We start from the raw sequence: 22729 nt of genomic DNA, 5'->3' as shown, positions 1-22729 counted from the left end.
CTTGGCGCCCGCCGTCATGCCGTGACGGCGGCGTGGGACGTGGCCCAGGTGAGGGCGTGGTCCGCGATCTCCTCCCAGCCCGGCTGGGAGACGAGCCGGTGCGTGCGGCCCGCGTACTCCTTGTACTCGACGACCGAGGGGCTGCCGGTGCCGGTGTACTTGGCCACGATCGCCTTGCCGATGGCCGGCGGGGCCACGTGGTCGATGCCGCCGGTGATCACCAGGAGCGGCGCGCGGTCGGCGCGGGCGTAGTCGACGTGGGTCACGCCGGTCTTCTCGTTCATGGTCGACGCGACGCCCTCGAAGAGGACCCGGTTGTAGGACGGGACGGCGGACTGCTCCCAGAGGACGTCCGACGCGGCGCGGCTCAGGTCGTTGCCGAACGTGTAATGGAAGTGCGCCTTCGAGAGCGGCTTGGCGCCGTTGCGGCCGAACGGGTTGGACAGGATCGGCAGACCGGTGCGCAGCGTGGACAGGGGCAGCACGCTGATGCCGGCGGTCTGCGCGGGCGCGACGCCCACGTAGGCGGCACCGAGGCCGCGGTCGGCCAGCATCTGGGTGATGACGCCGCCGAACGAGTGGCCCATGATGATCGGCTTGACCGGCAGGGCGCGGATGATGCGCTCGTAGTGGTCGACAATCTGCTTGAGGCCGACGCCCCGCAGCGCCGCGGGGTTCGAGCGGATGTCCTGCACGCTGCGGTCGTCGATGCCGGGCCAGCCCGGGACGATCACCTCGTGGCCCGCGGCGCGGAACCGCTCGGCCCAGGTGTCCCAGCTCGCGGGGGTCATCCAGAGGCCGTGGACCAGGACGATCGGCAGCCTCTCCGGGGCGGTGCCGGCGGTGCTGCTGGTGGTGTCGGGGGTGGCGTTCATGGCGGGCTCCTCGGGTTCGGTGGGCCGGGATCCCCGGTCCGTCAGTGGGAAGAACGATCGTTCTTTCTCTGTTATTCCAAGAAGGTACGCCCGCACCCGGCCGGCGTCAATGCCCAAGGAGAAAGATCGTTCTATGCTGACTGACATGGCACCCAGATCCACTGCCTCCCGCGCCCCGCGCAAGACCGCCGAAGGAGGCTCCGAGGCGCGCGAACGCCTGCTGCGCACCGCGTCCGAGCTGTTCTACGCCGAGGGCATCCATGTGGTCGGCGTCGACCGCATCGTCGCCGCGGCCGGCGTCACGCGGGCCACGTTCTACCGGCACTTCCCGGGCAAGGAGGACCTGGTCGAGGCCTACCTCGGGGTGGAGGACGCGAACCTGCGCGCCGCGCTGGACGGCGCCCGCGCCGCCACCGACGACCCGGTCGAGCTGGTCGGCCTGCTCGTCGAGGGCATCGCCGAGGACGTCGCCCGCCACCACACCCGCGGCTGCCCCTTCATCAACGCTGCCGCCGAGTACCCCGACGCCGACAGCGGCGTGCGCCGCGCCGTCGACACCCACCGCGCCTGGTTCCGCGGCGCGCTCGAGCAGGTGCTCACCGACGCCGGCGTGGACGACGCCGTGACCCGCGCCGGCCAGCTCGTGCTGCTGCGCGACGCCGCCCTGGTGGGCGGCTACCTCGACGGCTGGGACAACGTGCGCGTGGCGTTCGTCAGCGCGGCCCGTCAGGCAGCCGGGCTGGAGCCCGCGGCGTAGGGCGACGCGCCTGTCCGGCAAGGCACATACCGGACTTCCCTTTGCCGAGCTTTGACCCATATCCTGGCGTCCGTCGTACGACCGTCACGAGGGAGAACAGCCTGATGAACGCACCCGACGCCGGACGGGGGACCGCGCGCGGAGTGCGCGGCGTCCTCGCGGCGTCGGCGGCGACCCTCGTGGCCCTCGCCTCCCACCTCGCCGGCGGCGGGGACCTGCCGAGCTGGCTCGGCGTCCTCGTGCCGTGGGTGCTCTCGCTGCCCGTCTGCACGGCGCTGGTCGCCCGCAGGCTCTCGCTGCCGCGCCTGTCGATCTCGGTCGCGGCCAGCCAGCTCCTGTTCCACCTGCTGTTCCAGCTCGGCACCCCGGCCGGCACGCTCCAGGCCGCGAACCCCGGGACGCACGGCGCGCACGGGGACATGGCCCCGCTGACGATGTCCGGGGCACCGCTCCAGGCCGAGCTGATGCACGGCGGGCCGTCGATGTGGCTCTGGCACGGGATCGCCGCGGCGGTCACCGTCGTGGTGCTGCACCGCGGGGAGCTGCTGCTGCGGCGCCTGCGCGAGCTGGGCGGCCGGATGGCGGCCTGGCTGCTGCGCGCGTGGGCCGTCGCCGGCCACGCGCTCACCTTCGTCGCGCCCGCCCGCTCGCGGGTGCGTGCCGAGACCTTCCGCCCGGTCCACCCGGGACCCCGGCTCTCACCCCTGCTCCGGAGGGGACCTCCCGCACCGCACGCGGTCTGAGCTCTGCCCCACGGGCGCACGTGTGCCCGTGGGCTGTTCCGTGCTCGCCCGCGCGGTTCGTGCTGCGCGGCGAGCGGGGTCCCGTGTGTCCCCGTGCGTGCCGACGTCGATCCCTGACGTCCGAGGAGAGGTCTCTTCATGCCCCGAACCCGTCCCCACGTGGCCGGGCTGACGGTGGCCGTCGTCCCCCTCCAGCGTCGCCTGGACCAGCTCGACCTGCTCAACCCATGGACCGTGCCCATCGGCTCGGCCGTCTTCGCCATCCCACCCGGGTGCGGCGAGGGCGGATTCATCGGCGAATCCCTCCTCACCTGAAAGCAGGACCCACATGACCGACACGATCACGGGCTCCGACGTCCCCACGGCGGCCGACCCCGCACCACCGCGCGGCCGCACGCCCTGGTTCGGCCCCCTGCTGCGGCGGCTGCACTTCTACGCGGGCCTCCTCGTGGGCCCGTTCATCCTGGTCGCCGCGACCAGCGGCGCCCTCTACGCGCTCACCCCCGCCCTGGAGCAGGTGGTCTACGACCAGGAGCTGCACGCCCCGGTCGCCGACACCGCCCTGAGCCTGGGTGACCAGGTCGAGATCGCCCAGGGCCAGGTCGGCGCCGACGCCGTGCTCACCGCCGTCCGGCCCGCGCCCGAACCCGGCGACACGACCCGTGTGATGTTCGGCGAGGACGGCCTGGGCCCCAGCGAGTCCCGGGCGATCTTCGTCGACCCCGCCACCGGAGAGGTGCGCGGCGACCTGACCGTCTACGGCTCCAGCGGCGCGCTCCCGCTGCGCACCTGGATCTCCAACCTGCACCGCAGCCTGCACCTCGGCGACCCGGGGCGGCTCTACAGCGAGCTCGCCGCGTCCTGGCTCGGCATCGTCGTGGTGGCGGGGCTGATCCTGTGGATCGGCCGGCTGCGCGCGTCCCGCCGGGCCGCAGGCGTCGTCCGGCCGAAGCGCCGGCAGACCGGGTACCGGCGGCTGCTGTCCTGGCACACCGCCGTGGGTGCCGTGGTGGTGCTGGGCGCGCTCTTCCTGTCGGTCACCGGGATCACCTGGTCCCAGTACGGCGGCGCCAACGTCGGCGAGCTGCGCAGCGACCTCGGCTGGACCACACCCGCCCTGGACACGCGCGTGGCGGGCGGCGCACCCGCCGAGGCGGACGAGCACGCCGGGCACGGGGGCGGCGCCCCCGGGGCGGACGGCGCGGTGGACCCCGCGACGTTCGACGCCGTGCTCGCGGTCGCCCAGGGCATCAACGTCAATACGAACGAGGTGGAGATCAAGCCGCCGGCCGAGGCCGGCACGGCGTGGACCGTGCAGGAGAACAAGAGCGACGTGCCCACCGAGGCCGACTCCGTGGCCGTCGACGGGACCACGATGCAGGTGGTGCACCGGACCGACTTCGTGACCTTCCCGCTGCCGGCCAAGCTCACCACGTGGGGCATCGACCTGCACATGGGCCTCCTGCTCGGCCCGGTCAACCAGGCCGTGCTGTTCGTGCTCGCGCTCGGCATCGGCTCGATGGTGGTGCTCGGCTACCTGATGTGGTGGAAGCGGCGGCCCACGCGCGAGCCGCGCGGGCTGGGCGGTCCGGCCCCGCGGCGCGGGGTGCTCCAGGGCACGCCGTGGTGGGGGCTCGCGGCGGTCGCCGCGGTGGCGGTCACGGTGGGGACGTTCCTGCCGCTGGTCGGGTACACGCTCGTGGCGTTCGTGGTGGTCGACGTCGTCGTCGGGCTGGTGCAGGCGCGGCGTGCCGGGGAGGGGGTCAGCGCCACGCCCTGACCTCGCTCCACGTCCGCCCCCGGTCCCCAGAACCGTACAACATCTCTACATCATGTGGTACCGTCGCGGCGGTTCGGCCGCTTCAACTTCTCGGGACGCGGGGGCGCCAGTGATGTCGGACCCAGCCGTGCAGTGGGTGGCGACGACCCTCTTCGGCGCGCTGAGCGTGTACTCCCTGTGGCGCCTGATGACCTCCCGCCACCCACTCGCGGGAACGGGCCACCTGTTCCACCTCGGCATGAACCTCGTGATGGTGGCCATGGTCTGGCCGTGGTGGGCGCGGCTGCCCATGCTGCCCCAGGTCGCCTTCTTCGTCGCGGGCGCCGCCGGCTTCGCCGCCGCCGCGGGCTGGTACGGCCTCGACGCCCCGAGCCGCGGGCGGACGCCGGACGGGCGGCGGGCCGGCCACCACGAGAGCGCCCGGTGCCAGGCGACGCACGCCGTGATGATGCTCGCGATGGTGTGGGCGCTCGCGGTGATGACCCGGCACGGCGGGCACGCCGCTGCCCATGTGGCCGAGCACGCGGCGGCGGCCGTGCCGCTGGACGCCCCGACGGCTGCCGCCGGCGCGGTGCTGGCCGTGCTGCTCGTGGTCGGTGGCGCGCTGTTCCTGGTCGCGGCGGTCCGGCACGCGCGCGGGGGCGATCGCGTCGGCCTCGACCGTGCCGGGCTCGACCGTGCCGGGCTCGACCTGCTGACGGGCGGCCTGATGAGCCTCGGCACGGCCGCGATGTGCGGACTCATGCTCGCCGGGTGATCGCACCCGGACCCGCCGGAAATTGGACGAACCGTCCCCGGGCAAGGTGATGTCGACGAGCACCGGTCGGCTGCGCCGAATTCCGTTCGGCGCGGCCACCGGGGAGTCAGCCCGCGCGGCGGCGTCCGGCAGGCTGCTTGGGGCGCAGCGCCCGCTGCAGCATCTCGGCGTCCCGGGCGCTCAGGTGGTCAGCGAACCGGAGCAGGGCCTCCTCCCGGTTGCCGGTGCCCTCCAGCACGGAGAGCATCGCGGCGCCGGCGCGTTCGCCGTCGGACCGCGTGGGGCGGAAGCGAACCTTGCGGGGGGAGGCCGCGATGCGGACCACCTCGCCCTTCTTCTCCAGGCGGTCGAGCACCGTCAGGAGCGTGGTGTAGGCCGGGACGTGCTCGTCCCCGAACCTCTCCTGGATCGCTCGTGCCCCGATCGCGTCCTCGTGGTCCCAGAGGATGCGCATGACCTCCGCCTCGAGCTGTCCGCGTGCGCGAGTCCTGCCTGACATAGTGCCCTCCTGCCAGGACCATACTGCAAAGGTGGCCGCCCACCGGGAAGTGGACAGCCACCTTTGCCGCCGTCCGGAATACCGGACGGAACACCTCGAACGTCAGGCCGGCTGGAGCGCCGCCGCGTCGAGCGCGCCGCTGCGGGCCTGCTCCACCAGGTCCGCGAGCTGGTCGTGGCTCATCTGGATGCGCTGGCCGAAGTCGTCGGTGATCACGATCTGCTTCAGGGGCTCGGCGGTCGGGTCGACGAACAGTTCCGGGCAGCCGCAGTCGCACTTGCCGCAGAACGTCGCCACGTGAAGTAGCTGAGAGTTCTCGCTCATCGCTGTCTCCTCTGGATGGAACGGACGGGACTCGGGCGCGTGCTGGATGCCCTCTACGAGGGTCGCCCTATCTCTACAACACGTCAAGATCTGGGTGTGGGGAAGAGCCTCCTGACACACGTGGCCGGTCTTCGCCAGAATGATTCGATGATCTCCACCGAACTCGCCACGAAGCTGCAGCACGCCGGCCTGGTCTGGACGCCGGTCGACGGCGACCAGTTCCGGGTCCAGGCGCCCGACCTCGAGAGCGATGTCTTCACCGTGAGCACGATGACCATCGAGGCGCACGAGTACCCGACGGGCACGATCCTCGGCTTCAACGGCACCACCGAGTGGGCGCTGGACTCGGTCGCCATCGAGGACGCCCTCTGGCTGCCGCGCGAGGACCAGCTCCGCGGCCTCCTGCGGGGAAGCTTCCGCCTGCTGCGCCATACCGACGACGCCTTCGAGGTGGAGGTCGAGCTGCTCGGCGAGCCCCGGGTGTTCACCGACCCGGAGCCCGCCGAGGCCTACGGCGAGGCGTTGCTCGCCCTCATCGAGCTCAGCCGCTGACCGAGCGGGACTGAGCCCGCGGCGGGAGTCAGCCGTCCGTCAGGCCCAGGTCCTCGGCGAGGCCCAGCAGCGAGTCGGGCCCCGCCGACGGGCTGGACGACGGCGCCGGGCTCGGGGCGCTCTGTGAGGGGCTGGGCGACGGTACCGGCTCGCTCGGCGCAGGCGTCGGGGTCGGTGCCGGCTGCGACGGGGTCGGGGACGGCGGGGTCGAGGGCTCGCCCGGATCCGACGGGGACGGCGTCGGCGACGGGGACGGTGTGGGCGACGGCGACGGCGACGGCGACGGCGACGGCGTCGGGGACGGCTTCGGCGTGGGCTTCGGGGCCGGGTTGCTCGGCTTGGGCGACGTGGCGGGCTCTGACGGCTTCTGCGCCGGCGGGTTCTCGCGCGGCTCGTCCGGCGTCGTCGCCGGCTTGCGCGGCTTCTCGGCAGAGTCGCCGTCCTCGGGCCGGGGGTCGCGCGCAGCGGCCTCGACGGCCGGCTCGGACGCGTCGTCCGAGGTCCACCGGCCGACGTCGGACGGGTCGATCGCGCGGTTCGGGACCGAGCCCGCCGCGAAGAACTCGAAGTGCCACGGCTCCGGCTTGGCGCCGCCGAGCCGCGCCCACGACGGGTTGTCCCAGCCGTAGTCCGGGCCGTGCACCCGCAGCCAGACGTACTCCGCCGACGCCCCGCCCGAGATCGGTGCGCCCAGGTCCACCGCGAGACCCCAGCCGTGGTTCGACGTGCCCGGGACGGCCGCCAGGTGCGGCTTCGCGTCGGCCACCGCCACCTGCTGCACGTAGGACCGGTAGGAGTCGGTGATCGGGATCGGGTGCCCGAACTCCTCCTCGAACTCCGCGTTCAGCGCCGTGAACCGCTCGGCGGCGTCGCAGCGCAGCAGGTGACCGGGCGCGAGGTCCAGCGGGCACAGCGCCGCGGCCGGGATGCGACCGTTGGCGTACTCGAGGGTCGAGGTGCCGAACGCCGAGACCACGTCGAGCAGGCTCTCGCGCAGCGGGTCCGCGGCGCGGTCACGGGCGCCGTTCGCCCCGGCGGTCCCGCGCGACGACGACTCCTCGTCCTCGCCCGTGGCCTCCACCTCGACCAGCGTGCTGGGCACCGACGGGTCGAGCATGTTCGCCAGCCGCACCGCCGCCAGCACCACCTGGTGATAGGTGATCCGGCCCGAGGGCACCGTCGACCCCGCGCCGTCGTCCTCCGCCGCCCGCGCGACCGGCGCGTCCTCGACGCGCAGGCCTTCCTTCGCCTCGCCGAGGGCGAGCTCCTGCATGAGGTACGTGGTGTAGAGCATGCCGAGCTCGGCGGCGGCCTGGGCGACCGCGGGGCTGAGGTCCGGGCCTTCGCGCCGTGCCTGCTCGTCGGCGCGGGCCAGGACCGCCGTGATCTGCTCCGTCGTCACGTGCCGCGGTGTCGTCACCGTGCTGGCGGCCGGCGCGGCCTGGATCAGCCCCTGGTGCCGGGTCGGCTGGTCCCGTTCATCCCCGGCGAGGGGCGTGCCCGGGACGGTCGGCGCCGCCGCGAACAGCAGACCTCCCGCCGTCACCGTGGCGATCGCGCCCGCCCACGTGGTGCGCAGAACCCTGCGCCGGTCGGGGCGGAAGACGGGGGACACCAGCTCGTTCGCCTGCTCCTGCACGCGTCGCTCCCTCGGGTCGGTGCTGTGGTTCGTTCTTCGACAGGTAAAGAAATCCTGCGTGGCAGTCAAAGAACTATCACGAGTAGGCGGGACTCACGAGAGGAGGTCTGTGATGCCCCGACCACGCGGCCGTTCTCGGCGTGCGGCAGTCGCTCCCTGGCCTTCGTCCCGTTCGGCCCTGCCGAGCGAAGGGCCTGCGCACTCCGTCGCCACCTCGTCAGACGCCGGGGGGCGGGTGAATTACGCCCGCGACTTGATGATTCGCTTGGTGATTTCTTGATCCCCGACTGGTGATCGAGCGCCGAGGGGATGGCATCGAACACGCCGGACCGGTCAGCGCCAGAGCTCGGCGAGCTCCGCGGCGCGTGCCCTGCCCTGGTCGTAGCCCGCCCGGGCGGCGGCCGGCCGCAGCGACCCGTCCATCGCGTTGAGGCCGAACAGGTGCTCGTTCTCGCGCTCCGGGAAGATCGTCTCGACCTTGCTGCCGCCCGCGCGGAGCTCCGCGACCTGGGTCGCGAGATCCAGGCCCCAGTCCGCCGGTGTCCGGGACCGCCCGCCGAACGGCGAGAGCACCAGCACCCGGGCGTACCCGGCGGCCAGGTCGGCGTTCTCGGCGCCCGCGCGGTAGCCGCCGTCGATGTAGCGGCCGGAGCCGATCCGGTAGGCGAAGCCGCTGGCGCAGCTCGCCGCGACGGCGTCCGCCAGGTCGACCCCGCTGGTCCGGTCGAGCACGGCCGGCTCCCCGGTGGTGGCGTCGACCGCCGTGAGGAGCACCGCGCGGTCCGGCCAGGTCTGGGCGGGCAGCCGCGCGGCGACGGTGGCGCGCCACCGTTCCTGCACCGTGTCGTCCGACGACCCGGGCAGGTCGAGCGTCATCGCGCCCAGCCGGCGGCGCAGGTCGGCCGGGCCCTCGGCGGCCTCGATGATCCGGCGCGTCCGCTCCATGTGGTCGGTCACGGGCCGGGTGCTGTGGGGCTGCGGCCCGGCAGTCCGTGGTGCGGGCGGCTGCGGCCCGGCCGACGGCGGCGCCGTCAGCGCCGCGGCGTACAGCTCGCCCGGCGTCGCGCCGGAGAGCTGCGCCGCCGCCGTCGACCCGGCCGACGTGCCGACGGTCAGGTCGGCCGTGGTCACGTCCAGCCCGCCGTCGAACAGGCCGGCCACGACGCCGAGCAGCCATGCGTTGCCCGTGGAGCCGCCGCCGCCGAGGACGAGCGCGCGCTCACGGGTGGCCGTGGGCGCGCCGGAGGGCAGGGCAGAAGAAGAAGTGTTCATGGGAGTCGCCTCTCGCGAGTTGCCTGGCGGGCGCTCCCGGTGGCGACTAGCGCAGTCGCGCGATCGTGGGCTGCGGGGGAGCACCCGGTACGGATACAGCGTTCACGGGTCTCACCTCCTGCCTCGGTTTCACGATCGCGACGACGTTAGCACACGTCAGGGATCGTCTCGTCGGCCACCACGAGCGCCACCTCGCAGAACATCGAGTCGGCCCACGAGAACCACGGCCGGGAGAACGCCGTCGGGTCCGAGGCGTCGAACGCCTCGTGCATGCGGCCGGTGCCGGCGTCGGTCCGGGCGAGCACCCCGAGGAGGCGGACCCGGTCCTCCGGGGTACCCGTGAGCGCCTCGACGGCCAGCGCGATGGGCCACACCCGGCCCGCCTGGGTGTGCGGGCTGCCGATGCCGCTCGCCGCCGTACCGGTCACGTGGTACGGGTTGGCGGGGCTGAGCACGAACGCGCGGGTCGCCCGCCAGACGTCGGCGTCGTACACGTCCGGCGCGACCAGCGGGAGCGACAGCAGGGACGGCGTGTTGGCGTCGTCCATGCGCAGCACCCCGCCCAGCCCGTCGACCTCGTAGGCGTAGATCGGGGCGGCGTCGCCGGGTACCCCGCCGGGGACGACGCCGAACGCCCGGACGCCGTCGACCAGCTCGCCGGACAGCACCCGCGCGTCGGCGGCCAGGGCGGTGTCGTCGAGCACCTCGCCCGCGATGTCGCCGATCGCGAGCAGCGCCTGCGCCGCGAACAGGTTCGCCGGGATGTTGTACCCGTACGTGCAGGCGTCGTCCGACGGGCGGAACCCGCTCCACGTCATGCCCGTGCGGCCGACGGCGGTGCCGCGACCCTCGCGCGCGAGCGTCTCCGTCGGGATGTCGGTGTCGCGCCGGAACCGGTACGGCGACGCGTCGTGGTCCTGCTCGGCGCGGAGCTGGTCCACGATCGTGCGCAGCACCCGGTGGGCGCGCCCGTCGAACACGTCGTCCCGGCCCGTCGTCCGCCAGAGCGTGTGCGCGAGCGTGACGGGGTAGGCGAAGCTGTCGATCTCGTACTTCTGCTCCCACACGTGCGGGTCGTCGCACACGTCCTCGGGGTCGTAGTGCGCGCCCGTCGGGCCGTCGTTGAAGGCGTTCGCGTACGGGTCGTGGTCCAGGCACGCGAGCTGGCGCCGCACCACGGCGGCGACCAGGTCGGCCAGCGGCGGGCACGTGGCCAGGAAGCGCAGGTACGGCGTGAGCTGGGTCGTCGAGTCGCGCATCCACATCGCGGGGATGTCGCCGGTGATCACGAACGCCGTGCCGTCGTCGCCCATCGTCACCGTGTCGGTCAGCGTGCGCAGCAGCGCGGCCTCGACCATGTCGCCCACCTGCGTGCCCGAGGTGGTGCGCACGCGGTCGGCGGCCTCCGTCAGGGTCGCCGTGATCGCGGGGTCGAGAAGGGTGCGCGTCATCGCTCCCATGGGGTGGCTCCGTTCTGGTCGGTCACGCGGACCGGTAGGGCGTCGGCGGGCGGGTCCGATTCCGGCGTGCACCAGACGCTCAGCGTGACCGGCGCGGCGAGCGGCGCGCCGGTCGCCCACGAACCCAGCTCGTCCAGGCCGAGGGCGAAGGGCACGGCGGCGGTGGCGCCCGCCGCGACGGTCACCCGCCGGACGGCGAGGAGCTGGCGGCGGCGCGGCCGGATCCCCGGCTCGTGCCGGCGCGCGTACAGCGGCACGGAGAGCGACCTGGTGTCCGGGCCCGCGTTGGTCACCTCGACGGTCACGGTCGCCACGCCGCCGTCGGCCAGCGCGGCGGCGGCCACCGTGGTGGCTGCCGCGGACGGCACCGCGTCGCGCAGGCGCGCGGTCACACCCGGCAGCAGCGCCGTGCCCAGGGGGAGCCGCCGGAGCACGTCGGTGTCCACGTACCCGCGCGCCGTCTCCATCCGCTCGTCGTGGGCCACCGGCATGACGCCGTCCGCGGCCGGGAAGGTCGCGGGCAGCCGGCCGGACGCCGCGCCGTCGCACAGCGCGGCCACGACCGCGGCGCCCCCGCTCGGGCCGGGGAACGGCACGACCAGCAGCGCGTCGACCAGGGGACGGAGCTCGGTGAGCGCCCGCGGCCGCCCGTCCAGCACGACGGCGACCACGGGCGTGCCGGCCGACCGCGCCGCCCGGACCACGTCGAGCTGCGCCTGCGGCAACGCCACCGACGACAGGTCCACGCCCTCGCCGTTCGTGGTGTCCCGCGCGGGGCCGTCGACGGCGCCGTTGTCGGCGAACTCGTCGTCGTACGTGCGGCGGCTCGTGCCGCCGAGCACCACGACGCACACGTCGGCGCCGGCGCTCGCGGCCCGGACCGCGTCAAGTGCGTCCGGGTCTGCGAGCGGGCCCCGCAGGCGGCTGCCCTCGGCGTGGCGCACGCGGTCGGCGCCGAACCGCGCCGTCAGGGCGGAGAGCACGGTCGAGGCGGCCTGGTCCGGGACGGGCCGCGGCGGCGTGTAGTCGCCGAGCTGGGCGTCCAGGTCGTCGGCGTTCGGACCCACGACGGCGATCGTCCGGCCGGGGCGCAGCGGCAGCACACCGCCGTCGTCCACCAGGACGACGGACTGGCGGGCCGCGCGGTCCACGAGCACGACGAGGTCGCGCCCCGCAGGTGCACCCGGCGCGTCCGCCTCGGACGAACCCGCCTCGGGCGCGCCGAACAGCCCGAGCCGCCGCTTGAGGGCGAGCACCCGGTCGGCGGCGCGGTCGAGCACGGCCTCCTCGACGAGCCCCCGCTCGATCGCGGGCTCCAGGTGCGTGAACGCCTCGTCCCACAGGCTGAGGTCGACCCCGGCCCGCAGGGCCAGGGCCGCGGCGAAGGCGGGGTCGGGCGAGCTGTCCCGGAGCCGGTCGATCGCGGTGCCGTCGGCCATGACCACGCCGTCCCAGCCCCACTGCTGCCGGATCGTGCCGGTGAGCAGCTCCTCGTTGGCGCTGCACGGCACGCCGTCGACGTCGTTGTAGGCGGCCATGAAGCCGGCGACGCCAGCGCGCGCGGCGGCGTGCGCGGGTCGCAGGTGGATCTCGCCGAGCTCGCGCGGGCCGACGGGCGCGCCCGAGCCGTTGCGCCCGCCGATGCCCGCGCCCTGCCCGGCGAGGTGCTTGGCGACGACGGCGACGTGCCGGTCGTCGATCGGGTCGCCCACGGACGTGGTGCCCTGCATGCCGCGCACCGTCGCCGCGACGAGCAGGGCGGCCAGGGCCGGGTCCTCCGAGAAGCACTCCTCGGCGCGGCCCCAGCGCGGGTCGCGCAGCACGTCGAGGCCCGAGACGAGGGCGACGTGCGTGCCGCGGGCGCGGGCCTCGGCGGCGACGGCGGCCGCGAGCTCCTCGGTGAGGTCCGCGTCCATGCCGGCGCCGAGCGCGAGGTTCACGGGCAGCGTGGTGCCGCCGAGCGCCATGAGGCCGTGCGGCGCCTCCTCCACGAACAGCACGGGGATGCCGTCGCCGTACGTCGTCACGTGGTCCTGGACGGCGGCGTAGGCCTCGGCGCTGCGCTCCGGCGGGATGCCGTTGTCCCAGCGCACCGCCGACCACGGGTCGGCGCGCAGCACGCCGTAGAGCGCCCCGAGCCCGCCCCAGCGGTCCACCTCGCGCCGCAGCACGTCGGTGACGCGCGGGGCGCCGTCGACCCACCGCACCGCCTCCCAGCCCTTCAGCCGCTGGTTGACCTGCCCGATCCGGGTGGCGAGCGGGAGCGACGCCGCCCCGTCCGCCGGGAGGGTGGTGCCGAGCGTCATCCCTTGACCGCCCCCGAGAGCAGCGCCCGCTGCATCTGCCGCTGGAGCACGGTGTAGACGAGGTACACGGGCAACAGTGTGAACAGGGTGCCGGCCATCAGCACGCCGTAGTCGGTGCCCGCGTCGACCTTCAGCGTCGGCAAGGCCACCTGGATGGTGCGCTGCGCGGTGTCCGGGCCGATCAGGATGAGCGGGTACAGGTAGGCGTTCCAGAACGAGAGGAAGTTCAGCAGCAGCACCGTCGCGATGCCCGGCACGCAGATGGGCAGGTAGACCTGCCGCAGCACCTGGAGCGACGACGCGCCGTCCATCGAGGCCGCCTCCTCCAGCTCGCGCGGGATGGTGCGCATGAACGACGTGAGGATGACGATCGACAGCGGCAGCGCCGTCGCCGGCAGCAGGAAGATCACGAACGTGCGGGTGTGGAACAGGCCGAGCGCCGCGGCGAGCAGGAACGTCGGGAACAGCGCCGCGAACGACGGGATGAGGAAGCCGAGGGCGAAGACGCTCTCGACGATCTTGCCGGCGCGGCCGCGCGCCCGGGCCAGCGCGAACGACGCGGGCAGGGCGAGCAGCAGGGTCAGGACGAGCGCGGCGACCGTGGTGAGCGCGGAGTTGGCCACGGCCAGGCCGAGGTCGGCCTGCTGGATCGCCGTCGTGAAGTTGGAGAAGTCGAACGTCGTCGGCCACGCGAGCGGCGACTCGAAGATCTCCTCGTTCGTCTTGAACGACGAGACGATGAAGTAGTAGAAGGGGATGACCAGCAGTGCGGCGTAGATCCACGCGAGCGTGCCGCTCGTGATCGAGCCGATGCGGTCGCGCAGGGGGAGTTGGCGGGCGACTGTGGCGCGCTGAGCCATGAGGGTCTCCAGGGCAGGTCGGGAGGCAGATCGGGCGGGGATCAGTGGGTGGCGCGGAGCGTGCGGCGGATCGCCCACATCCCGAGCAGCCCGATCACGAAGAGGACGACGCCGACGGCCTGGCTGTAGCCCAGGTCGGTCTCGACGAACGCCTTGCGGTAGATGAGGTACGCGAGCGTGGTGGTCGCGTTCTCGGGCCCGCCCTGCGTGAGCAGCAGCACGGTCTGCGCCGAGTTGAACAGCATGGACAGGAACTGGAGCATCGCGACGACGCCGATGAAGTCCTGCGCGATGGGCCAGTACATGCGCCAGGCCAGCCGCCAGTCGCCCGCGCCGTCGAGCCGCGCGGCCTGCACGAGCTCGGTCTCGACGCCGTCGAGCCGCGACGCGATGAGCACCGCCGAGTAGCCGATGCCGCTCCACAGCTCGACGGCGATGATGGCGCCGAGCGCGGTGGTCGGGTCGGCGAGCCACTCGTTGCCCTCCAGGCCCAGCGGGCGCAGGAACCCGTTGACCAGGCCGTCGGGGTTGAGCATCGCGTAGAACACCATCGCCGTCGCCGGGGCGGAGATGAGCGCCGGGATGAACAGCAGGTACCGCAGCACGCGGTGGCCGCGCGGCTTCTGCACCACGTAGAACGCGAGGAGGAAGGCGAGGCCGATCATGATCGGCAGGCCGACGACGATCTGGATCGCGGAGTTCGCGGTCGCCGTCCAGAAGGTCTCGTCCGCGAAGACGCGGGCGAAGTTGTCGAGGCCCGCCGGTGTCGGCGTGGTGAGCATGCCCGGCCAGGAGAGGAACGCGATGACGAACATCGCGACCACGGGGCCGATCATGAACACCGCGTACCAGATCAGCGCGGGCAGGGCGAGGCCGGGGAACCGGTCGCGGAGGGTCCCGCGGCGGCGGGTGCGGGGGGCGGCGGTCGTGCCGTCGCCGACGGCGTTCGGGCGGCCGGCGTCGAGGAGCGCGGTCATGGGTGGGGGTCCTTTCCCAGCTCGAGCGGTCAGACCGCCTGGTATGACTTCTCGAAGGCGTCGATGATGCGGTCGGCCGGGGCGGACCCGTAGGCGAGCGCGGTCGCCTGGATCATCGGCTCGAACACGGCGTCGGGGATGAGCAGGTCGGGCAGCATCACGGGGGTCACGTCGTCGTCCGTGAGGCGCGAGCCCTGGGCGACGAGCGGGAAGTCCCGGCTCACGGTGTCGGTGATCCGGCTCATGTCGCGGCCGGACCCGAGGATGAACTCGTCCGTGACCTCGGGGGTGTACAGGTTCTGCACGAACGGCTTGATGAGGTCGAGCTTCTTGCGCCCGTTCTCGCTGATCCAGATGCCGTGGCCGTTGAAGCTCCGGATCACGCTCGGGTGCTCCAGCACGCCGCCGCTCGACGGCCTGGGCCAGCCGCCCACGGTGACCTCCGCGGCTCGCTCGTTGGGCACGAGCGCCAGGGCCGACGACATGGCCGGCACGATGGCGGCCTTGCGCGTGTTGAACTGCGTGAGCTCCGAGTCGGACGTGTAGCCCTGGACGTTGTCGACGAAGACGCCGGCGTCGCGCAGCTCGACGAAGTGCTCCACGCCCGCGATGGCGCCGGGGCTCTCGGAGATCTTGCCGGTCGAGAACACGGTGCGCGCCTCGTCCTGGGTGATGAAGCCCTGGAGGATCTGCAGGAACATCTTCTGGCCGCTCCAGTCGGAGCCACCCACGGTGACGGGACCGATGCCCTTGGACCGCAGGGCGTCCGCGGCGGCGATCAGCTCGTCCGACGTCGTGGGGATGGCGCCGACGCCGGCCTCCTCCAGCAGCCCGGTGTTGAACGACACCGGCCAGTTGGTGCGGGTGAACGGGAAGGCGCGCAGGCGGCCCTCGTCGTCGGTCCACTCCGCCAGCGCCTCGGGGATGATGAGGTCCCGCAGGCCCCAGTCGTCGAGGTAGTCGTTCACGGGCACGGTCGCGCCCAGGCGGGTCCAGGAGAGCGTGCGGCCCATCATGTTGACGATCGCGACGTCGGCCTCCTTGCCCGCCAGCGTGCTCGTCTCGAACACGATGGGCAGGTCGGAGCCGTTCTTCAGCAGCGCGACCTTGCGCGCGGTGGCGCGCTGGTAGGCGGCGACGACGTCGGAGAACACCTGCGCGCCGGCGACGGCGCCGCTGATCTGGGTGTGCACGGTCAGGGCGCCGGGACCGCTGGACGCCGGGACGAGCGCCCCGCACCCGGCGAGCAGCGGGGTGATGATTCCGCCGCTGAGGGCGGCGCCCAACAAGGTGCGCCTGCTGATGCCGTGGGACACGGAACCTCCTGGAGCTTGTCGACCTGGAACTGCGGTGTGTCGATCGAGACGGGCGGGGCACATCCGCGTGCCGGGCCTTGTAAAGCGGTACACAATCTGGCTGGCCGCGAATGTATACCGCTTTACTTTCGAGGGTCAACCCCCGTAGTGTCTGGCACGTGACCGAAACACCCCAGAAACGAGCAACGATCGCCGCGGTGGCCCGCCGTGCCGGCGTGTCGCCGTCCGCGGTGTCCCACGTCTTCAACGGGCGGCCCAACGTCTCGGCCGCCACCGCGGAGCGGATCCGCCAGGCCGCCGACGAGCTCAACTGGCGCCCCAACTACGCCAGTCGCAAGGTGTCGGGCCAGGGTGGGCGCAGCCTCGGGCTGGTGATCGCCCGCGCGAGCGACACCTTCGGTCGCGACCCCTTCTTCATGCGGCTGCTGGCCGGGCTCACGCAGCCCCTGGCGGACATCGGCTGGTCGCTCTCGCTCACGCTCGTGGCGGTCGACGACGAGGCGCGCGTCTACCGCGAGTGGTGGGCCGAGCAGCGCGTCGACGCGTTCCTGCTGGTCGACGCCCGCACGGACGACCCGCGGCTCGACCTCGTCGGCCAGCTCGGCGCGCCCGCCGTGGTGCTCGGCGCACCCGTCGACGCCGCGGTCCCCGCGGTGACGGTGCGCGACGACGCCGCGTTCGCGGCCGTGCTCGCCCACCTGGTCGAGCTCGGGCACCGGCGGGTCGCGCGGATCAACGACGCGCCCGGCCTCGCGCACACCCAGGCCCGCGACCGGCGGTTCGCCGCTGCCGCCGCCGAGTGCGGCGTCGAGCCGTCCTACGCGGTCTGGGACGCCGAGGCGGCCGACCCCGTGGCCGACCTGCTGGGCCGGGTCGGCGACGTCACGGCGATCATCGTCGACAGCGAGGTGATCGCCGCCGAGATCGTCGCGCACGCGCCCGAGCTCGGGGTCAGCGTCCCCGGGCAGCTCTCCGTGGTGGCCTGGGAGGACTCCTGGGTCTCCACCCTCGTGCGCCCGCGCCTGACCGCGCTCGACGCGCCGGTCGAGGAGAGCGCCCGCACCGCCGTCGCGCTGCTGGAGCGGCTGGTGCGCGGCGAGGACGTGACGTCGCAGACGGTCGGCGGCCGCCGGCTCACCGTGCGCGAGTCGACGGCCGCGGCGCCCGGCGCCGGCGCCTGAGAACCCCCGCCCGGGCTGCGACGCCCGGGCACCCTGAGTCACCTGAGAGGCAGGCCCTTGACCACCACCCCGCGCTTCGGCGTCAACTACACCCCGTCGAAGGACTGGATGTTCCAGTGGATGGCGATCGACCCGGACGTCGTCCGCGCCGACTTCGAGGCGATCGCGGCGCTCGGCGTCGACCATGTGCGGGTGTTCCCGCTCTGGCCGGTGCTGCAGCCCAACCGCACCCTGATCCGGCAGCGCGCGCTCGACGACATCGCGCTCGTGGCCGACCTGGCCGCCGAGCAGGGCCTGGACATCGCGGTCGACGTGATCCAGGGGCACATGTCCGGCTTCGACTTCGTGCCGGCGTGGCTCGTGAACTGGCACGACGGCAACATGTTCACCGACCAGCCGGCGATCGACGCGCAGGCGGCGCTCGTCGCGGCGGTGTACGACGCCGTCCGCGACAAGCCGAACTTCCTGGGCCTCACGCTCGGCAACGAGCTCAACCAGTTCCAGCGGCCCAACCCGGCGGCGATGCCCGCCAAGCGCGACGAGATCACGCACTGGCTCACGTCGCTGCTGGAGGCCCCGCGCGACCGCGACCCGGGACACCTGGTGACGCACAGCGAGAACGACCACCTCTGGTACCGCGACGAGCACCCCTTCGTGCCGGTGCACGCCGCACGCCTGGGCGACGTGACCACCGTGCACTCCTGGATCTTCAACGGGACGGCCGCGACGTACGGTGCGCTGTCGCCGCAGTCGGTGCGGCACGCCGAGTGGATGATCGAGCTGTCCAAGGCGTTCGCCGCGCAGCCCGGCCGGCCCGTCTGGCTGCAGGAGGTCGGCGCACCGTCGATGAACCTCGCCGAGTCGGAGATGCCCGAGTTCTGCGCGCGCACCATCGAGGCCGCGCTCACCACGGACGACCTGTACGCCGTCACGTGGTGGTGCTCGCACGACGTGACGCGCGACCTCGCCGACTACAAGGATCTGGAGTACTCGCTGGGCCTGCTCGACACCGAGAACCGGGTCAAGCCGCTCGGCCGGCGGTTCGCCGAGGTGATCGCGGAGGCGCGTGCGGCAGGTGCGCGGCCGGCCTCTTCCGGGCGGGCCACGGCCGTGGTGGTCGACGTCGACGCGGACGACCTGCCGCTGTCCCGGCCGTCCCTCGGGCCTGGTGGCGCGGTGTTCGAGCGCTGGCACGCGCTGCGCGAGGAGGGCGTGGAGGTCACCGTCGTGACCAGCGCCGCCGCCACTGACCCCGCGGCGCTGCAGGCCCGCGGCATCCGGGAACTGGTCCGTGTCGACGCGGGCTGACCTGCTCCTGCGCGGCGGTCTGGTCGTCGACGGCGGCGGGGCGCAGCCGGTCACCGGCGACGTGCTGCTGCGGGACGGCCGGATCGCCGCCGTCGGCGGGCGGATCGACGCGCCCGGCGCGCGGGTCGTCGACGCCGCCGGCCTGGCCGTGGCCCCGGGCTTCGTCGACATGCACGCCCATTCCGACCTGGCCGTCCTGGCGGACGGCGACCACCTCGCCAAGGTCACGCAGGGCGTGACCACCGAGGTGGTGGGGCAGGACGGGATCTCGTACGCGCCCGTCACCGACGAGACGATGGCGCTGGTCCGCGAGCAGATCGCGGGCTGGAACGGCATCCCGGACGGCGTCGACTTCTCCTGGCGCTCCGTCGCGGAGTACCTCGCGGAGGTGGACCGGCGCGGCAGCGCGACGAACGTCGCCTACCTCGTGCCGCAGGGCACCGTGCGGATGAACGTCGTCGGTACCGGCGACCGGCGCGCCACGCCCGCGGAGATCGCGGAGATGCGCGCGCAGGTCGGCCAGGGCCTGCGGGAGGGCGCGTTCGGCCTCTCGTCCGGGCTCACCTACGTGCCCGGCATGTTCGCCGACACCGACGAGCTCGTCGCGCTCGCCGAGGTGGTCGCGGAGCACGGCGGCTACTACGCGCCGCACCAGCGGTCCTACGGCGCCGGTGCCATCGGGGCGTACGCCGAGATGGTCGACGTCGCGCGGCGCTCGGGGTGCGCCCTGCACCTGACGCACGCGACGATGAACTTCCCCGAGAACCGCGGCCGCGCGGGGGAGCTGCTGGCGCTCGTGGACCAGGCGGTCGCCGACGGCGTGGACGTCACGCTCGACACCTACCCCTACCTGCCCGGCTCCACCACGCTGTCCGCGCTGCTGCCGAGCCGCGCGGCCGTGGGCGGTCCGGAGCGGACGCTGGCCCGGCTGCGCGACCGGGGGGAGCGGGCGTGGATCGCGCACGAGGTCGAGGTCGTGGGCAGCGACGGCTGCCACGGCGTGCCCGTCGACTGGGACTCGATCGAGATCGCGGGGGTGCGCGACGCCGCGCTCGGCGACCGGGTGGGCCGTACCGTGGCGCGGATCGGGCTCGACGAGGGCCGGCCGCCGGCCGAGGTGTTCTTCGGCCTGCTGCTCGCCGACCGGCTCGGCACGAGCATCCTGCAGCACGTCGGCGACGAGCAGAACGTCCGCGAGATCATGCGACACCCCCGGCACACGGGCGGCAGCGACGGCATCCTGGTCGGCGCCAAGCCGCACCCGCGCGGCTCCGGGACCTTCCCGCGGTACCTCGGCCGGTACGTGCGCGAGGAGGGCGTGCTGTCGCTCGCCGAGATGATCGTGCACCTCTCGGCCCGGCCCGCGGCCCGGCTCGGCCTGCACGACCGGGGCCGGATCGCCGAGGGCTACGTGGCCGACGTCGTGGTCTTCGACCCGGCGACCGTCGCCGACCGGGCGACCCCGGACGAGCCCCGGCTGACCGCCGCGGGCATCCCGTGGGTGCTCGTGGGCGGTGTGCCGGTGATCGAGGAGGGCGTGCGCACCGGCGCTCGCCCGGGCGGGGCGCTGCGGCACCGGCCGCCGGGGCTGCCGCAGCCCAGGCCGTAGCCGCGCGGGGTCGGCGGCGGGCGGGGTCGTGGTCGGGCGAGTCCGGAACCAGGCGGGTCGCTTCGTGGTCTGACGCTGTCGCTCGGCGTGCCGACTTGGCGTGTCGGCTCGGCCTCAGGCATGTGATCCCTGCAGAGGGTGTCGGCTGGGCCGTATTTCGTTCAGCCTGGATCCGCTGAGTTCACGCCAGCAGGACTGTCCGGCGCAGCCGGATCACGCACGTCCCAGGTGAACGAGATGAGGCCCAGCCGGCACCCCCTTCAAAGCATCCATGCGCCCCGCGGCCGGCCAGATCTTGGTTTTCGGAAGGACTCGCGGATCATCTCCAGGACGCAGCTCGTCTCCGCACGGGGTGCAGCCCGTACCCAGATGCGGGCAGGTTGTCTCCGGATGGGTGCCAGGGTCGGCAGTTACCTGAGGCTGTCCACTGAGTTCGGCAGTTGGTGTCGAGATCGGTCCAGGGGTGTGCCGATCTCGATGCCGAGTGCCGATCTCGCGGGGTGTTCGCGGGAATAGTGTGCCAAGCGCAACGTCGCACTGGCGAGGAATGTGCGGGTCTTCGAGGAGTTCGAGTGCCCTGGTGTGCATCGTCGTGGCCGGGGGTGCGCGGCACTCGCCAGGGCGGGGGCCGGTGGCCGAGAGTGCATTGCCCTGTCGGGGTCGGCGCGGCTTGCCAGGGCGGGGTCTGGTGCATCTAATATATTGCATGCCTATTCCGAGGAGCGTGCCCGCGATCAATCGCCGGCTGCTGCGTGACGACGTGTACGGCCGGCTGCGCGACGCGATCGTCGACGGCAGCCTGGCGCCGGGGGAGCAGCTGCGTGACCTCGAGCTCGCGGCCTGGCTCGGCGTCAGCCGCACGCCCGTGCGGGAGGCGCTGCTGCGGCTGGCCGAGACCGGCCTCGTCGTCGCCCGCCCCGGCAGCTCGACGACGGTGAGCTCGCTGGACCTGCGCGAGGTGCGCGGGGCGCGCGACGTCGTCGCCGCGATGCACGAGGTGGCCGTGCGAGCGGCCGTACCGGGCCTCACGGAGGCCGACCTCGAGGCGATGCGCGCGGCCGAGCGCGAGTTCCGCGAGGCGATCGAGCGGGGCGACGTCGAGGCGGCCCTGCGCGCCGACGACGCGCTGCACGGTGTGCCCGTGACGGTGGCGGCCAACCGGGCGCTGTCCGCCGTGCTCGACCAGTTCACGCCGGTGCTGCGGCGCGCCGAGCGTCTGCGGTTCTCCTCGCTGGGCGGGCGCGCGTCGTTCGCCCGGCACGAGGAGCTGATCCGGCTCTGCGCCGCCGGGGAGGCCGAGGGGGCGGCGGCGGTCGCCTTCGACACCTGGAGCACTCTGCCCACCGTCGCCGACGAGTCCGTCGAACCCGACCAGCCCAGCGACCACCCCGCCCGCGAGGAGTAATCCATGGCCTTGTCCGACTTCCCCCGCCACCCGCTCACCTTCGGGCCCAGCCCCGTCCACCCGCTGCCACGCCTCACCGCCCACCTCGGGGGCGCGTCGGTCTGGGCCAAGCGGGAGGACTGCAACGCGGGCCTCGCCTACGGCGGCAACAAGACCCGCAAGCTGGAGTACTTCGTCCCCGAGGCGCTCGCGCAGGGCGCGGACACGCTGGTGTCGATCGGCGGCTACCAGTCCAACCACACGCGCCAGGTCGCGGCCGTCGCCGCGTCCCTCGGCCTCAAGGCCGTGCTGGTGCAGGAGAACTGGGTCGACTGGCCCGACTCCATGGCCGACCGGGTCGGCAACATCATGCTCAGCCGGATCATGGGCGCGGAGGTGCGGCTCGACCCGGCCGGTTTCGGCATCGGTTTCAAGGACTCCTGGTCCCGCGCGATCGAGGACGTCAAGGAACGCGGCGGCACGCCGTACGCCATCCCGGCGGGCGCCTCCGACCACCGGCTCGGCGGGCTCGGCTTCGCCCGCTGGGCGTACGAGGTCCAGGAGCAGGAGCGTGAGCTCGGCGTCTTCTTCGACACGATCGTCGTCTGCGCGGTGACGGGCTCCACCCAGGCCGGCATGATCGCCGGGTTCGCGGCGCTGGAGGAGGCCGGCGGCCCGCCGCGCCGGCTCATCGGGATCGACGCCAGCGCCAAGCTGGACGAGACGCGCGACCAGGTCGCCCGGATCGCGCGCGCCACGGCCGAGCTGATCGGCGTCGGCCGGCCGCTGCGGGACGACGAGATCACCGTGCTCCCCGGCTGGGCCGGCGACCTGTACGGCATCCCGGTGGAGTCGACGCTCGACGCGATCCGGCTCACCGGCGAGCTGGAGGGCGTCATCATCGACCCCGTCTACGAGGGCAAGTCGATGGCCGGGCTGATCGACCTCGTGACCGGCGGCGACATCCCCGCGACCAGCAACGTGCTGTACGCCCACCTGGGCGGGCAGCCGGCGCTGAACGCCTACAGCGGCCTGTTCACGCAGACCCGCCCGTTGCTCGCCTGAGGGCCGGCGGCCCAGCCGCCGTCTGCCCGCCCGGCCGTCCATGACACCTGTCACGGGTGGCCGGG

The 22729-nt window shown here is 73.5% G+C and carries 20 protein-coding genes and 1 pseudogene; 11 read left to right on the top strand and 10 right to left on the bottom strand.

Annotated features, from left to right (window positions below):
* Positions 1–14: 14 nt before the first annotated feature.
* Complete coding sequence (locus ACIPN7_RS08530; RefSeq protein WP_400540016.1) at positions 15–875, bottom strand: alpha/beta hydrolase; 861 nt, start codon at positions 873–875, stop codon at positions 15–17.
* 145 nt (positions 876–1020) lie between these two features.
* Here ACIPN7_RS08530 and ACIPN7_RS08525 point away from each other — a divergent pair, with 145 nt between their 5' ends.
* The 5 genes and pseudogenes from ACIPN7_RS08525 to ACIPN7_RS08505 all read left to right on the top strand — a co-directional run bounded on the left by ACIPN7_RS08525 (position 1021) and on the right by ACIPN7_RS08505 (position 4912).
* Positions 1021–1632, top strand: a complete 612-nt coding sequence (locus ACIPN7_RS08525) for a TetR/AcrR family transcriptional regulator (protein ID WP_400540014.1) — start codon at positions 1021–1023, stop codon at positions 1630–1632.
* 104 nt (positions 1633–1736) lie between these two features.
* Positions 1737–2375 (top strand): hypothetical protein, encoded by a 639-nt coding sequence (locus ACIPN7_RS08520; RefSeq protein WP_400540012.1) that lies wholly within the window; start codon positions 1737–1739, stop codon positions 2373–2375.
* Positions 2376–2558: 183 nt separating this feature from the next.
* Positions 2559–2690: pseudogene (locus ACIPN7_RS08515) on the top strand (peroxidase); the annotation flags it as partial.
* Positions 2691–2703: 13 nt separating this feature from the next.
* Complete coding sequence (locus ACIPN7_RS08510; RefSeq protein WP_400540010.1) at positions 2704–4155, top strand: PepSY-associated TM helix domain-containing protein; 1452 nt, start codon at positions 2704–2706, stop codon at positions 4153–4155.
* Between the two features lie 112 nt (positions 4156–4267).
* Positions 4268–4912: a DUF5134 domain-containing protein gene (locus ACIPN7_RS08505; protein WP_400540008.1), complete on the top strand. Its 645-nt coding sequence runs from the start codon at positions 4268–4270 to the stop codon at positions 4910–4912.
* 106 nt (positions 4913–5018) lie between these two features.
* Here ACIPN7_RS08505 and ACIPN7_RS08500 read toward each other — a convergent pair whose 3' ends face one another.
* Complete coding sequence (locus ACIPN7_RS08500) at positions 5019–5411, bottom strand: BlaI/MecI/CopY family transcriptional regulator (protein WP_400540006.1); 393 nt, start codon at positions 5409–5411, stop codon at positions 5019–5021.
* Between the two features lie 102 nt (positions 5412–5513).
* Complete coding sequence (locus ACIPN7_RS08495) at positions 5514–5735, bottom strand: hypothetical protein (protein ID WP_285103134.1); 222 nt, start codon at positions 5733–5735, stop codon at positions 5514–5516.
* A gap of 147 nt (positions 5736–5882) precedes the next feature.
* On the opposite strand from ACIPN7_RS08495, the gene ACIPN7_RS08490 reads away from it, so the two are divergent.
* Positions 5883–6287: a pilus assembly protein CpaE gene (locus tag ACIPN7_RS08490; RefSeq protein ID WP_400540003.1), complete on the top strand. Its 405-nt coding sequence runs from the start codon at positions 5883–5885 to the stop codon at positions 6285–6287.
* 28 nt (positions 6288–6315) lie between these two features.
* Here ACIPN7_RS08490 and ACIPN7_RS08485 read toward each other — a convergent pair whose 3' ends face one another.
* The 7 genes from ACIPN7_RS08485 to ACIPN7_RS08455 all read right to left on the bottom strand — a co-directional run bounded on the left by ACIPN7_RS08485 (position 6316) and on the right by ACIPN7_RS08455 (position 16117).
* The gene (locus ACIPN7_RS08485) at positions 6316–7926 is read right to left on the bottom strand and encodes a M15 family metallopeptidase (protein ID WP_400540001.1); all 1611 of its coding nucleotides are present in this window, start codon (positions 7924–7926) and stop codon (positions 6316–6318) included.
* A 333-nt stretch (positions 7927–8259) separates the two neighbouring features.
* Positions 8260–9198: a patatin-like phospholipase family protein gene (locus tag ACIPN7_RS08480; protein WP_400539999.1), complete on the bottom strand. Its 939-nt coding sequence runs from the start codon at positions 9196–9198 to the stop codon at positions 8260–8262.
* Positions 9199–9344: 146 nt separating this feature from the next.
* On the bottom strand, positions 9345–10658 hold the full coding sequence (locus tag ACIPN7_RS08475) for a glycoside hydrolase family 125 protein (RefSeq protein WP_400539997.1): 1314 nt from the start codon (positions 10656–10658) through the stop codon (positions 9345–9347).
* Complete coding sequence (locus ACIPN7_RS08470; RefSeq protein WP_400539995.1) at positions 10646–12964, bottom strand: glycoside hydrolase family 3 protein; 2319 nt, start codon at positions 12962–12964, stop codon at positions 10646–10648. Before ACIPN7_RS08470 ends, ACIPN7_RS08475 begins: the two co-directional genes overlap by 13 nt.
* A complete protein-coding gene (locus ACIPN7_RS08465) occupies positions 12961–13824 on the bottom strand; it encodes a carbohydrate ABC transporter permease (RefSeq protein WP_400539993.1) in 864 nt (287 codons plus the stop codon). Before ACIPN7_RS08465 ends, ACIPN7_RS08470 begins: the two co-directional genes overlap by 4 nt.
* 41 nt (positions 13825–13865) lie before the next feature.
* On the bottom strand, positions 13866–14801 hold the full coding sequence (locus tag ACIPN7_RS08460) for a carbohydrate ABC transporter permease (RefSeq protein ID WP_400539991.1): 936 nt from the start codon (positions 14799–14801) through the stop codon (positions 13866–13868).
* 29 nt (positions 14802–14830) lie between these two features.
* Positions 14831–16117, bottom strand: a complete 1287-nt coding sequence (locus ACIPN7_RS08455) for an ABC transporter substrate-binding protein (RefSeq protein WP_400539989.1) — start codon at positions 16115–16117, stop codon at positions 14831–14833.
* 158 nt (positions 16118–16275) lie between these two features.
* Between ACIPN7_RS08455 and ACIPN7_RS08450 the strand changes: the two genes are divergently transcribed.
* From ACIPN7_RS08450 to ACIPN7_RS08430, 5 genes are all read left to right on the top strand, one after another.
* Positions 16276–17298 carry a LacI family DNA-binding transcriptional regulator gene (locus tag ACIPN7_RS08450; RefSeq protein ID WP_400539987.1) on the top strand — a complete coding sequence of 341 codons (1023 nt, stop codon included), beginning with the start codon at positions 16276–16278 and terminating at the stop codon, positions 17296–17298.
* A gap of 57 nt (positions 17299–17355) precedes the next feature.
* The gene (locus ACIPN7_RS08445) at positions 17356–18606 is read left to right on the top strand and encodes a glycosyl hydrolase (RefSeq protein ID WP_400539985.1); all 1251 of its coding nucleotides are present in this window, start codon (positions 17356–17358) and stop codon (positions 18604–18606) included.
* On the top strand, positions 18590–20215 hold the full coding sequence (locus ACIPN7_RS08440; RefSeq protein WP_400539983.1) for an amidohydrolase family protein: 1626 nt from the start codon (positions 18590–18592) through the stop codon (positions 20213–20215). The genes ACIPN7_RS08445 and ACIPN7_RS08440 overlap by 17 nt, the downstream gene beginning before the upstream one ends.
* Positions 20216–20921: 706 nt before the next feature.
* Entirely contained in the window at positions 20922–21620 is a 699-nt protein-coding gene (locus tag ACIPN7_RS08435; RefSeq protein ID WP_400539981.1) for a GntR family transcriptional regulator, read from the top strand.
* Positions 21621–21623: 3 nt separating this feature from the next.
* On the top strand, positions 21624–22664 hold the full coding sequence (locus ACIPN7_RS08430) for a 1-aminocyclopropane-1-carboxylate deaminase (RefSeq protein WP_400539979.1): 1041 nt from the start codon (positions 21624–21626) through the stop codon (positions 22662–22664).
* The last annotated feature ends 65 nt before the right edge of the window (positions 22665–22729 follow it).

It is taken from the genome of Promicromonospora sp. NPDC090134 (genome assembly GCF_044746965.1).
In the GTDB taxonomy this organism is placed as follows: Bacteria; Actinomycetota; Actinomycetes; order Actinomycetales; family Cellulomonadaceae; genus Promicromonospora.
This window is presented reverse-complemented; position numbering and strand designations above follow the sequence as displayed.

What these genes read in the sequence shown, in the direction of transcription:
- ACIPN7_RS08530 (WP_400540016.1), bottom strand. Translation starts at nt 875, where the DNA reads ATGAACGCCACCCCCGACACCACCAGCAGCACCGCCGGCACCGCCCCG.
- ACIPN7_RS08525 (WP_400540014.1), top strand. Translation starts at nt 1,021, where the DNA reads ATGGCACCCAGATCCACTGCCTCCCGCGCCCCGCGCAAGACCGCCGAA.
- ACIPN7_RS08520 (WP_400540012.1), top strand. Translation starts at nt 1,737, where the DNA reads ATGAACGCACCCGACGCCGGACGGGGGACCGCGCGCGGAGTGCGCGGC.
- ACIPN7_RS08510 (WP_400540010.1), top strand. Translation starts at nt 2,704, where the DNA reads ATGACCGACACGATCACGGGCTCCGACGTCCCCACGGCGGCCGACCCC.
- ACIPN7_RS08505 (WP_400540008.1), top strand. Translation starts at nt 4,268, where the DNA reads ATGTCGGACCCAGCCGTGCAGTGGGTGGCGACGACCCTCTTCGGCGCG.
- ACIPN7_RS08500 (WP_400540006.1), bottom strand. Translation starts at nt 5,411, where the DNA reads ATGTCAGGCAGGACTCGCGCACGCGGACAGCTCGAGGCGGAGGTCATG.
- ACIPN7_RS08495 (WP_285103134.1), bottom strand. Translation starts at nt 5,735, where the DNA reads ATGAGCGAGAACTCTCAGCTACTTCACGTGGCGACGTTCTGCGGCAAG.
- ACIPN7_RS08490 (WP_400540003.1), top strand. Translation starts at nt 5,883, where the DNA reads ATGATCTCCACCGAACTCGCCACGAAGCTGCAGCACGCCGGCCTGGTC.
- ACIPN7_RS08480 (WP_400539999.1), bottom strand. Translation starts at nt 9,198, where the DNA reads ATGAACACTTCTTCTTCTGCCCTGCCCTCCGGCGCGCCCACGGCCACC.
- ACIPN7_RS08475 (WP_400539997.1), bottom strand. Translation starts at nt 10,658, where the DNA reads ATGGGAGCGATGACGCGCACCCTTCTCGACCCCGCGATCACGGCGACC.
- ACIPN7_RS08470 (WP_400539995.1), bottom strand. Translation starts at nt 12,964, where the DNA reads ATGACGCTCGGCACCACCCTCCCGGCGGACGGGGCGGCGTCGCTCCCG.
- ACIPN7_RS08465 (WP_400539993.1), bottom strand. Translation starts at nt 13,824, where the DNA reads ATGGCTCAGCGCGCCACAGTCGCCCGCCAACTCCCCCTGCGCGACCGC.
- ACIPN7_RS08460 (WP_400539991.1), bottom strand. Translation starts at nt 14,801, where the DNA reads ATGACCGCGCTCCTCGACGCCGGCCGCCCGAACGCCGTCGGCGACGGC.
- ACIPN7_RS08435 (WP_400539981.1), top strand. Translation starts at nt 20,922, where the DNA reads ATGCCTATTCCGAGGAGCGTGCCCGCGATCAATCGCCGGCTGCTGCGT.
- ACIPN7_RS08430 (WP_400539979.1), top strand. Translation starts at nt 21,624, where the DNA reads ATGGCCTTGTCCGACTTCCCCCGCCACCCGCTCACCTTCGGGCCCAGC.